This window comes from Pelagimonas sp. (assembly GCF_058892305.1).
Window position 1 is genome coordinate 47,824 of the sequence record NZ_JBZXVN010000050.1, and the last position, 12,947, is coordinate 60,770.

Genomic DNA, 12,947 nt, shown 5'->3' on the forward strand with positions numbered 1-12,947 from the left:
TCAGGCCTGCTTTGATTTGTTGTACACATCGAAGATCACAGCAGCGAGGAGCACGAGACCTTTGATCACCTGTTGATAGTCGATGCCGATGCCCAAGATGGACATACCATTGTTCAGCACACCCATTAGAAAGGCACCGACCACAGCGCCGACAATCTTGCCGACACCACCGGACATCGACGCACCGCCGATGAAAACGGCCGCAATCACGTCGAGTTCAAGCGCAAAGCCAGCCTTTGGTGTCGCGGAGTTCAGCCGCGCTGCAAAGACCATTCCAGCTGCCGCGGCAAGCACCCCCATATTGGCAAAGGCCAGAAAGGTCAGGCGCTGGGTTTTTACACCAGATAGCTTTGCGGCCTTTTCGTTGCCGCCAAGCGCATACATACGGCGGCCCGTGATCGTCCGTTCGGTGAAGAAGGCATAAATGATCGTCAGAACACCCATGGTCAGCAATACGTTTGGCAAGCCACGGAAGGTTGAGAGTTTGTAGAAGATAAAGATCAGCGCCAGAGAGGTGATACCAACACGGGCATAAAAGAACGCGCTTGGCTCAAGTTCCATTCCGTAGGCACGGTTCTGGGCGCGGCCTTTTAGGCCCATCCATGTGATCAAAAAGGCCGCGATGATCCCGGTGGCAAGCGCCAAAACGTTGATGCGCTTGACCCCCAGAAGGTTCGCCGCGAGGTCAGAGACGCCTTGCGGGAAGATGTCAGGAACGAACCCGTTCGAAATCATCTGGAATTCACGAGGGAAGGGGCCAAGGGATTGCCCTTCAAGCAGCCAAAGCGACAGGCCACGAAACACCAGCATGCCCGCAAGTGTCACAATAAAAGACGGGATATTCCAATAGGCGATCCAATACCCCTGTGCGGCCCCGATTAGGCCTCCTGCGACCAGGCAGGTCACAATGGTGACACCCGTGGATTGGTCAAATTCGACGATCATCACCGCGGCCAAAGCCCCAACGAAGCCCATCACGGATCCCACCGACAGGTCGATATGCCCCGTCACAATGACGATGAGCATCCCGAGCGCCATGATGATGATATAGCTATTTTGTAGCAATAGGTTCGTTACGTTGACCGGCTTCAAGAGCGTGCCGTTCGTCACCAACTGAAAGAACAATATAATACCGATCAGGGCAAACAGCAGCCCGTATTCACGCATGTGACGGACAAGGTATTCCCCGATGCTCGACTGTTTTGGCGCCTTTGCGCTCTCATCTGTTGTGGCCATATCGAGGTCTCCTATTCGGTCACGATGAGCGACATGATCCGCTCTTGGCTGGCATCTTCTGCGGCTAGTTCTCCAACAAACGCGCCAGCGTTCATTACATAAATGCGGTCGCACATGCCCAATAGCTCGGGCATCTCGGACGAGATCATCACAACACCTTTGCCCTGCTTGGACAGGTCATTGATGATCCCATAGATTTCAAATTTCGCGCCAACGTCGATGCCGCGGGTGGGTTCATCGAGGATTAGAACTTCGGGTTCGGCAAACAGCCATTTGGACAGAACCACTTTTTGCTGGTTGCCCCCCGACAGGTTCATCACCTTTTGGAACACGCTTGGGGTGCGGATGTTCAGCGCCGAGCGGTAGTGTTCCGCGACCTGCGTGTCGCGACCCTCGTTTAGGATGTGGTTGCTCGACACTTCCGGCAGGTTCACCAAACTGATGTTGCGCTGGATCGACTCTTCGAGCACCAACCCGAGAGATTTGCGATCTTCGGTCACATAGGCAAGTCCCGCCTCGATTGCCTTGCTGACGGTGCTTACATTCACCGGTTTGCCCGACATCTCGACCACACCAGAAATGTTGCGCCCGTAGGAACGTCCAAACAGGCTCATAGCGAGTTCGGTGCGACCCGCGCCCATCAAACCAGCGATGCCAACGACTTCGCCAGCCCGCACCGTCATGTTCACGTCTTTGATCATCTGACGTTCGGCGTGGATAGGATGCCAGGCATTCCAATCCTTGACCTCCATCAATATATCGTCGGCTTTGCGCTCCCGCATGGGGTAGCGATCTGCCATATCGCGGCCGACCATATCGCGAACGATGCGGTCCTCTTTGATCTCAGCGTTGGCAGCGTCCATCACCGACACCGTTGACCCATCACGGATCACCGTGACCGTATCGGCGACGCGGCGTACTTCGTTGAGCTTGTGACTGATGATGATTTGCGTGACACCTTGCTCCTTGAGCTCCAACATCAGATCAAGCAACGCTTGGCTGTCGCTTTCCGAAAGCGCGGCCGTCGGTTCATCAAGGATCAGCAGACGCACGTCTTTGGACAGGGCCTTTGCGATCTCAACCAGCTGTTGTTTACCGACGCCGAGCTTGTCGACCATGGTGCTGGGCGGCTCGGATAGCCCCACTTTCTTGAGCAACATCTCGGTGCGTTGGTTGGTGTCGCGCCAGTCGATGATCCCCCGTTTCGCGCGTTCATTGCCCATGAAGATGTTTTCGGCAATTGACAGCTGTGGGATGAGCGCCAGCTCTTGGTGAATGATGATCACACCGCGATCTTCAGAGTCCGAAATGTCCCCGAACTCTACCAGCGCGCCATCATAGTGGATTTCGCCATCATAGGTACCGGCCGGATAAACGCCGGAAAGAACCTTCATCAGCGTGGATTTTCCCGCCCCGTTCTCACCACAGATCGCATGAATTTCGCCTTTTGTGACGGAAAGGTTAACCGTGTCGAGCGCCTTAACACCAGGGAATTCCTTGGTGATAGAACGCATCTCGAGTAGCGCGTCCATAATCTCGCCTTTGTCATTGTTCTGGCCTGCCCGCCCGAAAACGGACAGGCCTATGTAAAAGTCAGATTACTTAACTTGGTCCATTGTGTAGTAGCCGGACCCGATGATCACCTCTTCCCAGTTGGAGCTATCAACAGAGACAGGCTCAAGCAGGTAGCTTGGGATGACCTTGATACCGTTGTTATAGGTTTCGGTGTCGTTGATCTCAGGCTCACCACCCGCCAGCAGCGCATCGACCATGCCCACGGTGACACGAGCAAGCTCACGCGTGTCTTTGAAGACGGTGGAGTATTGCTCACCAGCGAGCATGGATTTGACAGAGCGAAGCTCCGCATCCTGACCCGATACAATCGGCATCAACTGATCGCCGGAGCCATAGCCGACACCCTTAAGCGAGGAGATGATACCGATGGACAGACCGTCATAAGGCGACAGAATACCGTGTACAGTCTCTTCGGTGTAATGGGCCGACAGCAGGTTATCCATGCGGGCCTGTGCCACGGCACCGTCCCAACGCAACGTCCCAACAGTCTCCATGCCCATCTGACCCGAAACGATGTTAACAGTGCCATCGGCAATCAACGGGTCGAGCACGGACATCGCGCCATTGTAGAAAAAGTAGGCGTTGTTGTCGTCAGGCGAGCCGCCAAAGAGTTCAACATTGTAGGGACCATCGCCAAAGCGTTCTCCCAAACCCTGAACAAGGGACGTGGCCTGTTGAACACCGACTTTGAAGTTATCAAAGGTGGCATAATAGTCGACATATTCACTGTCGCGGATCAAACGGTCATAGGCGATGACGCGGATGTCAGCAAAATGGGCGTTCTCAAGAGCATTCGACAGGGTTGTGCCATCAATGGCTGCAATAACCAGAACATCAACACCGTTGGTGATCATGTTTTCGATCTGGGCCAATTGGTTGGGGATGTCGTCTTCGGCATATTGCAGGATGGTCTCGTAGCCAGCGGCCTTGAATTGTTCCACCATAGAGTTGCCGTCGGAAATCCAGCGGGCAGATGATTGCGTTGGCATTGCGATACCAACAGTACCCTCAGCGAAGGCTGCAGCAGACACGAGTGCGGTTGCCGCTGCTGTCATAAGCAGGCGCGAAAGTTTCATGGTTTCCTCCCAAATTGCGCGTCTCGATCCAGATCAGTCGCACGTTTTCTCATTTCGAGCGATAAGGCTCGAGTCTGCATAGCGTGGGCGGGCATAACAGTATAATTCTATAATTGGACATTTGCATAACAGTTTTGTAATGAGGTGGTGTTATGGACTTTGCCCGACGCCTCAAACACATCCATCTTCGTCTGGTCACGCAGATTGCGCGAACCGGAAAGTTGCAAGTTGCAGCAGAGAGCATTGCGCTGTCTCAACCGGCTGCATCCCGAATGCTGTCAGACGTCGAAAACCTGATCGGGGCTGCTTTGTTTACGCGGCATCCAAAAGGGATGGAGCCGACGCCGGTTGGCGAAGCGGTCATTGGACACGCACGACAACTTCTTCAAGGTTTCGACAAGCTGGAAATGGATGTCACCAATATCGCCAGCGGACACGCCGGGTCGGTTCGCATCGGCACGGTGACGGGGCCCGCTGTTGGTCTTGTTGTGCCGGTGGTGCGCGCCATGCGCCTGCAAGCGCCGCAAATCGAATTCACAATTGAAGTTGCCCCGTCTGCGACGTTGATGAGTGGGCTTGACGAAGGTCTTTTTGATTTTGTTGTTGCGCGCCCAAACAAAGCTTTTGACAGTCAGATGTACCGGATCTACCCGGCTCGCAATGAAGTGGTTTCAATGTTGGTCTATCGGGACCATCCGATGGCAAAGCGGAAATCCATCCAGCTGCGCGAGCTCAGGGATTATGAATGGATCATTCAGGATCGCGGCACCCCAATTCGCGCGGCGGTTGAGGCCGCCTTTTATAGCAATCAGGTCGATTTGCCGTCTCAGATCACCAATACGTCTTCTTTGCTTGTCGCTTTGGCCCTGTTGGAGCAGTCAACTGCCATCGCCTCGCAATCGCATGAGGTCGCCGAGCTTCTTGCGGACTCGGCATTGGATATGAAGGTCGTGCGATTGGATGTTGTCGAAGAGGTTCTTGTGTCACCGTTCTTTGTGATCGCCCGCTCAGACCGAGAGCTTTCGCCCGTGGCTGATCGTATCATTCAAGAAACGTTCCACAATATTTGACAGGGGCGTTGTACGGCAACGTCTTTGTAGAGGCCCGTGATGCGTTAGGTGGCTGCGGGGGGGGCTGAGATTGATGTCACGGTTTGATCCGAGGCGGATGTTGGCCTCGTCTCGCAGGTCACATAGGGTTAGCAGACGCCAAACGTCGCGTCTGAGTTTAGGCCGCTCAGCCCGTCACATTCAGAGGCGAGCCGCAAGTTTCGATCAAAACCAAACACCGCGAGAAAAGATCGAAGAGCGCCAGAACCGTGGTTTGATTGATCGAAACTTGCGGTCAATCGCTGAAGCGCTTGTGCTTTTGATTTGCATCTCTGGCGCACTCAAGGCCCACAGTCATTTGGTCATTGGTTGGCTGCTGTTTTCGCAGCCGATGGCACCCGCAGTTGGGCGGATTGCGCCGCCGGGTGGCGCAGAGGCCATTCAGCTCATTCGCCAATGTCCAGGCCCTAGGGGGCCTTGTTCCCCTGATCAATCAATTCGTTCAGGTTCTGGGTGAACCGTAAAAGCAGATCGCAAAAAACGCTAATTTCGCCTGGATCAAACCCTTTCATGAGAAAGCTATTCTGACTTGACGCGGCTTGCAGAACCTTGTCGTGCAGCGCCCGGCCCGATGGGCTTAGCGTCAAACCACGGCTGCGCCCATTTGCATGAAGCTCGCCCAGTTTGATCAATTCACTTTTGGTCAGCCGGCTCACACTGCGACTGACAGTTCCCTTATCGACACCAATAGTGTTTGCCGCCTGCGCAGAGGTGACTCCCGGCGTCCGGGCCAGCAACAAAAGCATCCGCCAATCCACCGTGCCCAGCCCGAAATTGTCGCTAAAGTAATTTGAGGCCCCTTCGGTAAACTTGTTGGCCGCAAAGGACATCAGCATGGCAGGCGTGCGCGAAATACTCAGCGTTTGAAATGTCTCACCCGTATTTGGGTCCTCGACATCAACGAAATACATGTCGTCGCGAACCGGAGCTTTGTTTTGATTTTCCATGCGCTTCTCTTACTCCGATACGGGGTCTAAGCCAACGGTTTGTCTCCCGACAAAAAGGCTACATGTTGCACGTGCAACTTAATGTTGCAAGTGCAACGTTATGTGGGTATCGTTTTTATATTCCGCCATGACACCATGCGGATCAGAGGAAATACAGGAGCCTTTTTAGGGCATTAGCGGTCAAAGCAGGCGATTCGCCTTCCATCCCCGCCAATGTCGAGAAACAGCGCCGAACTAGGGAGAGAGATTTATGCTTGATATGGGCATGACAATCGGCGGCCGTCAGGTCGCCGGACAAGAGAGCTTTGCCGTAATGAACCCTGCCACGGGCGAGGTCATCGGGAACATCGCAAACGCCAGCCTCGATGATCTGGACCGCGCCGTCAGCGCAGCCAAAGCCGCGTATCCCGCGTGGTCCGCCTTGCCGGATGCAGACCGTCAAAAGGTGATCAACACCTTGGCCGACGCGCTAGAGGCCCGCGCCGGTGATCTGGCCGAGCTTTTGACGCGTGAAAACGGCAAGCCTCTGGGGGGCATCGGATCCCATTTTGAATTGGGTGGTGCCGTTGTCTGGACACGGTCCACCGCCGCGTTGGACATGCCGGTCAAGGTCTTGCAAGACACTGACGAAGGCCGCATCGAATTGCACCGCAAATCCTTGGGTGTGGTTGGGTCGATCCTGCCTTGGAATTGGCCTGTCATCATTGCGATTTGGCACATTATGCCCGCCCTGCGCGCTGGGAACACAGTGGTGGTCAAACCGTCGCCGTTTACGCCGCTTTCCACCATGCTGGCCGTTCAGATCATGAATGAGGTTCTGCCTGCTGGCGTGTTGAATGTCGTCACGTCTGACGATCAAAGCGCAAGCATCGGCGCGGCCATGGCCCAACACCCCGATATCCGCAAAATCGTCTTCACCGGGTCAACGGCGACCGGCGAAAAGGTCATGCAGAGCGCAGCCACCACGATGAAGCGTCTGACGCTGGAATTGGGCGGCAACGATGCCGGTATCATTTTGCCAGACGTGGACCCAAAGGCGATTGCCGAAGGTCTGTTCTGGGGGGCCTTCATTAACACCGGCCAGACCTGCGCCGCGATGAAGCGTATGTATGTGCACGAAGATATTCACGACGCGGTTGTCGAGGAATTCGTCAATGTTGCCAAAAACATGCCTATGGGAAATGGCATGGACGACGGCGTGCTCATGGGCCCGCTGACCACGCCCTTCCAGCATGAAAAAGTCGCGCATCTGGTCGAGGCCGCAGCCCAAGACGGCACTGTGCAACTGGGCGGCACATCTGGTGACGGCCAGTTCCACGAAACAACGATTGTGACTGATTTGGCGGACGATCATCCGCTTGTCACCGAAGAACAATTCGGCCCCGCCGTGCCGGTCCTGCGCTACCGCGATGTCGAAGACGCGCTGGAACGTGCGAACGCATCGGACGCCGGGCTTGGCGGCTCGATCTGGACCAACGACATGGACAAGGCCAAATCGCTGGCTCTGCGCATGGAATGTGGCTCTGTCTGGATCAACAAACACGGCGCATTGCAGCCCAATGCCCCCTTTGGTGGTGTCAAGAAATCCGGCCTCGGCGTCGAATTTGGCGACGAGGGCCTAATGGAGAACACCGACATCCAAGTCATTCATCAGTAACGAGAAACTAACACTTGCGCGCCGCTGCGCGTTGAGGGCCTGCCCGGAGGAGCGGCCCCCAACGCGGCGCGCAGACATACTCAAAAGGGAGAGAGACATGAGAAACGCGCCAAAATCAATTATTACCCAAGCAGCGGCCGGCCTGCTTGCCACCACGTTCATGACCGGATCGGCAATAGCCCGCGAACCCGGCGTCTTGCCGACAATTCCGTCTGGGGCCTCAATGGGCGTTCCAATTGCCGCACCGGCCCCCGCCGCGGGTATTGCGGCAAGTAGCCGAACCGGCCTGTCTTTCCAGAAATACTATGATTCCGACGGAAACGAGACCCCCACGGATATCACGATCCGCGACACGGTTTTACAATTCGCAATTGTTCCCGGAAACGAAATCCTGGGCGGACAGTACCGCGCTTTTTTGTCCATGCCCTTCATTGACATCGAGAGCGAAGACATTCCAACCCCCTTTGGACTGGCCAGTGGATCGAGTTCCGGTCTGGGCAGTATCGAAATTCGACCGATTGATATTTCGTGGCAAACCGCACCGGGCATTTTCGTCAATGCTGGCCTTAGTGTTTTCACCCCCGGCGATTGGGACGAAACGCGCCTCGTCAATCCGGGTCAGAACTTCTGGAGCATCGCGCCAAGCGTTGGTGTCAGCTATCTTCGCGACGGCTGGAATGCCTCTGCGCATCTGCTTTATTTTGCCAACTTCGAAAACAAAGACAACGGGTACACATCCGGCGACGAAGTGCATCTCAACCTGACCGCTATGAAAGATGTCGGCAATGGTTGGAGTTTTGGCGGGGTCGGTTACCTGCGCGAGCAAGTCAGCCGCGACAAGAACCCAGACGGGGCCTATGGCGGTATGTTGGGGGGAGATGCGTCACAGCGCGGTCTTGGCCTTTCGGTGTCCAAACAAGTCGGCCCGATGAATTTCAACGCCATGTACACCACAGACCTGAGCGTTCGGGATTCCGGTGGCGGCGATCGTTTGTGGGTAAACGCGATCATCCCAATCAAGCGCTTCGGCCAATAACCCCCCCAACACCTCAAACAATTGTGGGGCAGCGCCCGATTTGCGCTGCCTGCTTCTCCCATTGCCCAAAGGAACAACGCAATGACCACGCAAATGATTGATCCGCCTCGCAAGCAGGAGCGCCGCTTGTCCAAGTCGCTGCTGCTCTGGGGGGCTTTTTGTCTGATGCTGGCGTTCTACAGCCTCTTGGTCTGGGACGCGGGTTATAAACTTCAGCCACAAAACTACGACCCCGAACATGCCCAGTTGTTTGATAGGATCGAAGCGGCAGGCAATGAGGGCGTGCCCTATGCGCAAATCGCTGACGAGGCGCTTGAGGCCTATCCGCTCTGGAACAATCTGACGGCGATGGTGACCGGCACCTATTTCGGGTTTGGTAGCAACGGTAATACGGACCCTGTGCGCTATTACAACAGCATGGAGCCGGTCGAGAAATCCGCGCTCAGCCTGCACATGATCCTCGGCGGGGCGGTTCTGATCCTTGGCATGTTCCAGTTCACCCCGTCCTTTCGCAAAAAGCATCGCAAAGCCCACCGCGCCATTGGCGGGGCCTATATCCTGGCGACGTTCGCGATGTGTTTTGCCGCGATCTACCACATGGTGCATACCGGCATTGAGAACACCTATCAGGGCTTTGCCTTCCATATTCAGCTGTGGTTCCTCGCGCTCAGCACGATCATCGCGCAGGTGCTTGCAATCGTCTTCATCAAAAAGCGGAATTTCGCGCTGCATCTGGGGCTGCAAGTCTACACGTTCGCGGCCTTCCTGAATGCGCCGATCCAGCGCTATGACTGGGCCGTGTTAGGGTCGGTTTACCCGCATCTAACCCAAGGCGAGGTGAACAACCTCGTGAATATTCTGACCTTCTGGCAGTGTTTGCTAATTGGCTATGTGCTGTTTGCGTGGAACCGATCTTCTGCGCCGGTGCGCTCTAAACCGGTTGAAAGTACACCGCAACCCATGGGGTTAAAGATCTTTCTGGGCCTTGCAACCGTGGCCGCTGTGCTAACCGTTCTGGCCAGCTATGTCTCCGGCACAGGTCTTAGCGGCTGGAGTGTCGCACAAGGCGTTGCCCCCGCCAGCACCTTGGCCGCCGAAGCGGCGCTTTATGCAGGCAAGCCGATGCAAACCGCAGCCTTTGGCATCTTGATCGCGGCGGCTATCGGCTCGGGCATGTGGTTGATGATGCGGGATGAGACCTCCCGCCTTGCGCGCAATATCTTTTATGTCAGCGCGATTTTGGGCGGTCTGCAACAGATCCTCTGGGGGCTGCAACTGGGCGACCCAGTCATGGCCGTCACATCGGGGGGCGGTTTCTATATCGTGTCTGGTCTCTCGCTCACGGGGTTTGCCGTGCTGGCGCTCTTGTTCCAAAGCCGGGGCCGCGAAAACCTGTGGCACGAGATCATGGTCTTTGCCGTGAACTTTGCCTTTGCCCCGGCGCTGATCGTTTGGGGCCACGGTTTGTGGTATCTGCTTGATGTCATCCCGACCTTCTACCTTGAGCGTGGTCATGGCTATGTGCTTGGTGCAGGGGCCGCGATCCTGACGCCCACGTTCAACGGCTTCATCGGCATGATGACCAGCCGCGAGACACAGTCTCGGGTCCTTTCGTAAGGCAGTTTCAAACCCCGGCAGGCCCGGCATGTCGGGCCGGCCACCACACCAGTTTGGACGGGATAAAGATGCTTCAGACACATTTCGATCATTGGCCTGCGGGCCTGCCCAAATCATTGCCGCCCGCGACCCATACGTTGGATGACAACCTGCGAGATGCGGTGGCGCGTGTACCAGACAAAGCCGCGTTGATCTTTTACGGGGCCACCAAGACCTATGCCGCCCTCGGCTCCGAAGTGACGCGTATCGCGGGCTATCTGCAAGAGGTCTGCCACATTGCCAAGGGGGACCGTGTCGGCATCTATATGCAGAACTCCCCGCAATTTGTGGCCGCCTTTTACGGTGTGATCCGCGCCGGTGGTGTCGCCGTCCCGATCAACGCCATGCATCGGCAGGACGAGGTGTCGTATATCTGCACAGATGCGGGCATCCGAGTGGTTTTCTCTGCCCAAGACACTGTTGCCAATGTCGCCCCGCTCCTTGGTTCTGGCAAACTCGACCATGTGATTGCGGCCCATTACGGATCAGAATTGCCGACGCCGCTTGCGGTCCCGGTGCCTGATTTTGTCACGACCACCTCCGCTGCACCCGGTCCCGGCGTCGTCGACTGGGCCGATATGATGGCGATGGATTGCCCCCATGCGCCGGTTGCGCTTGGCGTAGATGACGTGGCTGTCATGCCCTATACCTCGGGGTCGACCGGGCGGGGCAAGGGCTGCATTCATAGCCACGCCTCGGCGCTCCATGCCCTAAACGTCATCGCCACATGGTTCGGCTATACCGGAGACGAGGTCCATCTGGGCGCAACGCCCATGTTTCATATCGTCGGCCTGCAAGGCATCATGAACGTCGCAATTGCCACAAAGGCAACGATTGTGATCATGTCCCGCTGGGATCGCAAGGCCGCCGCCGCACTGATCGCGCGCTATGGTGTGACCCAATGGTGTACCGTGCCCACCGCCATCATTGATCTGCTAAATGCCGAAGGGCTTAAAACGGACGATCTTAGCAGTTTGCGCCTGATCTATGGCGGTGGCAGCGCGATGCCAGAGGCGGTTGCAACCCGGCTGCACGATCTGACCGGGCTACAGTTCGTCGAAGTCTATGGCATGACGGAATCCATGGGGCCGATCACCCACAACAGCGTCGAAACCCCCAAAAGCGGTTGCGTCGGCTTTCCTGTGATGAACACGGATCTGGTGCTGCTTGACGTTGACACTTTGACACCGGTGCCTGCCGGAGAGGTCGGTGAAATCGCCGTATCCGGGCCGCAAATGCTACGCGGCTATTGGAACAATCCCGAGGCGGATCACGAGAGCTTTGTCACGCTGGAGGGCAAACGGCTTTTGCGAACGGGCGATCTTGCCCGCGCCGACGACCAAGGCCGCATCACCATCGTTGATCGGCTCAAACGCATGGTGAATGCCTCGGGCTACAAGGTTTGGCCTGCCGAGATCGAAACCCGTCTTTACCAGCACCCCGCCATCGCCGAAGTCTGTGTGGTTGGCGCAAAGGACACCTATCGCGGCCAGACCGTCAAAGCCGTGGCCGTTCTCAAACCGGGTGCAACGCTCACAGCACAAGAATTCACCGCCTGGGCCCAAGACCACATGGCGGCCTACAAGGTTCCTCGTTTGCTTGAGCTTGTAGACAGCCTTCCCAAAAGCCCCGCAGGCAAAGTGCTGTGGCGCGACCTGCAAGACATCGAAGACGCAAAGGTAAATCCATGACAGACGCAGTGATCTTGTCGACCGCGCGCACCGGCCTCGCCAAAAGCTTTCGCGGATCGCTGAATGCGACCCAAGGTGCGGCGCTGGGCGGGCATGTGATCCAACATGCCATCGCGCGGGCAGGGATCGCGGATGAGCAAATCGAGGATGTCATCCTTGGCTGCGGTTTCCCCGAAGGCGCCACCGGCATGAACATCGCGCGCCAGTCTGCCTTGCGGGGCGGCTTGCCCGTCAGCGCGCCGGGCCAAACCGTGAACCGGTTTTGCGCCTCCGGCCTACAAGCCATCGCAATGGGCCATGCCGCCGTGCAGATGGGCGACGCCTCTGCCGTGGTCGCAGGCGGGGTCGAGAGCATTTCAATGGTTCAACCGACCCTGAACACCAACGCGATACAAGACGCGTGGTTGGCCGAAAACAAGCCCGCCATCTACATGGAAATGATCGACACCGCCGATATCGTTGCCGCCCGTTATGGCATCAGCCGCGACGCACAAGACGCGTTTTCCCTGCAAAGCCAGCAGCGCACCGCAGCGGCCCAAGAGGCCGGTCTGTTTGATGCGGAAATTGTGCCGATGGACACCGTGATGACGATCAAGGACCGTGAAACAGGCATTGTCAGAAAACAGACCGTGACTGTGACACGCGATGAGTGCAACCGCCCCGGCACGACGCTGCCTGATCTTGCGGGCCTCGATCCGATCAAAGGCCCGGACAAATTTGTGACAGCAGGCAATGCCTCGCAACTGTCCGATGGGGCCTCGGCCTGTGTGGTGGTCTCTGAGGCACTGGCGGCCACGTCAGATGCGACACCGCTGGGGGCGTTGCGGTGCTTTGCCGTGGCGGGGTGCGAACCCGACGAAATGGGCATCGGCCCGGTTTTTGCGATCCCCAAATTGTTGCGGAAGGCGGGGCTGCGTGTCTCGGACATTGATCTGTGGGAAATCAACGAGGCCTTTGCCTCGCA

Annotated in this window: 10 protein-coding genes; 6 read left to right on the forward strand and 4 right to left on the reverse strand. The window is 56.7% G+C overall.

Annotation, left to right across the window (positions count from 1 at the left end; all coding sequences use genetic code 11):
* The 3 genes from mmsB to chvE all read right to left on the reverse strand — a co-directional run bounded on the left by mmsB (nt 1) and on the right by chvE (nt 3,887).
* On the reverse strand, nt 1–1,236 hold the full coding sequence (gene mmsB / locus AC5EFR_RS19760; RefSeq protein WP_493577454.1) for a multiple monosaccharide ABC transporter permease: 1,236 nt from the start codon (nt 1,234–1,236) through the stop codon (nt 1–3).
* An 11-nt stretch (nt 1,237–1,247) separates the two neighbouring features.
* Nucleotides 1,248–2,768: a multiple monosaccharide ABC transporter ATP-binding protein gene (gene mmsA, locus AC5EFR_RS19765; protein ID WP_493577455.1), complete on the reverse strand. Its 1,521-nt coding sequence runs from the start codon at nt 2,766–2,768 to the stop codon at nt 1,248–1,250.
* A 66-nt stretch (nt 2,769–2,834) separates the two neighbouring features.
* Entirely contained in the window at nt 2,835–3,887 is a 1,053-nt protein-coding gene (gene chvE / locus AC5EFR_RS19770; RefSeq protein ID WP_493577456.1) for a multiple monosaccharide ABC transporter substrate-binding protein, read from the reverse strand.
* A 152-nt stretch (nt 3,888–4,039) separates the two neighbouring features.
* Here chvE and AC5EFR_RS19775 point away from each other — a divergent pair, with 152 nt between their 5' ends.
* Nucleotides 4,040–4,957 (forward strand): LysR family transcriptional regulator, encoded by a 918-nt coding sequence (locus AC5EFR_RS19775; RefSeq protein ID WP_493577457.1) that lies wholly within the window; start codon nt 4,040–4,042, stop codon nt 4,955–4,957.
* A gap of 446 nt (nt 4,958–5,403) precedes the next feature.
* On the opposite strand, the gene AC5EFR_RS19780 is transcribed toward AC5EFR_RS19775, so the two are convergent.
* Nucleotides 5,404–5,943, reverse strand: coding sequence for a MarR family winged helix-turn-helix transcriptional regulator (locus tag AC5EFR_RS19780; protein ID WP_493577458.1), 540 nt, complete (start codon nt 5,941–5,943; stop codon nt 5,404–5,406).
* A 250-nt stretch (nt 5,944–6,193) separates the two neighbouring features.
* Between AC5EFR_RS19780 and AC5EFR_RS19785 the strand changes: the two genes are divergently transcribed.
* The 5 genes from AC5EFR_RS19785 to AC5EFR_RS19805 form a co-directional block, all read left to right on the forward strand.
* Complete coding sequence (locus AC5EFR_RS19785; protein WP_493577459.1) at nt 6,194–7,600, forward strand: aldehyde dehydrogenase family protein; 1,407 nt, start codon at nt 6,194–6,196, stop codon at nt 7,598–7,600.
* 97 nt (nt 7,601–7,697) lie between these two features.
* Nucleotides 7,698–8,636, forward strand: a complete 939-nt coding sequence (locus tag AC5EFR_RS19790; protein WP_493577460.1) for a SphA family protein — start codon at nt 7,698–7,700, stop codon at nt 8,634–8,636.
* An 81-nt stretch (nt 8,637–8,717) separates the two neighbouring features.
* Complete coding sequence (locus AC5EFR_RS19795) at nt 8,718–10,253, forward strand: DUF2306 domain-containing protein (RefSeq protein WP_493577461.1); 1,536 nt, start codon at nt 8,718–8,720, stop codon at nt 10,251–10,253.
* Nucleotides 10,254–10,321: 68 nt separating this feature from the next.
* Complete coding sequence (locus tag AC5EFR_RS19800) at nt 10,322–11,983, forward strand: AMP-binding protein (RefSeq protein WP_493577462.1); 1,662 nt, start codon at nt 10,322–10,324, stop codon at nt 11,981–11,983.
* Nucleotides 11,980–12,947, forward strand: a 968-nt coding sequence (locus AC5EFR_RS19805; RefSeq protein WP_493577463.1) for an acetyl-CoA C-acyltransferase, incomplete at its 3' end; no start/stop codon positions are given. The genes AC5EFR_RS19800 and AC5EFR_RS19805, both read left to right, overlap by 4 nt.

Coding starts and splice junctions, on each gene's coding strand:
- AC5EFR_RS19775 (WP_493577457.1), top strand. CDS start 4,040: ATGGACTTTGCCCGACGCCTCAAACACATCCATCTTCGTCTGGTCACG.
- mmsB (WP_493577454.1), bottom strand. CDS start 1,236: ATGGCCACAACAGATGAGAGCGCAAAGGCGCCAAAACAGTCGAGCATC.
- AC5EFR_RS19800 (WP_493577462.1), top strand. CDS start 10,322: ATGCTTCAGACACATTTCGATCATTGGCCTGCGGGCCTGCCCAAATCA.
- AC5EFR_RS19795 (WP_493577461.1), top strand. CDS start 8,718: ATGACCACGCAAATGATTGATCCGCCTCGCAAGCAGGAGCGCCGCTTG.
- AC5EFR_RS19785 (WP_493577459.1), top strand. CDS start 6,194: ATGCTTGATATGGGCATGACAATCGGCGGCCGTCAGGTCGCCGGACAA.
- AC5EFR_RS19780 (WP_493577458.1), bottom strand. CDS start 5,943: ATGGAAAATCAAAACAAAGCTCCGGTTCGCGACGACATGTATTTCGTT.
- mmsA (WP_493577455.1), bottom strand. CDS start 2,768: ATGGACGCGCTACTCGAGATGCGTTCTATCACCAAGGAATTCCCTGGT.
- AC5EFR_RS19790 (WP_493577460.1), top strand. CDS start 7,698: ATGAGAAACGCGCCAAAATCAATTATTACCCAAGCAGCGGCCGGCCTG.
- chvE (WP_493577456.1), bottom strand. CDS start 3,887: ATGAAACTTTCGCGCCTGCTTATGACAGCAGCGGCAACCGCACTCGTG.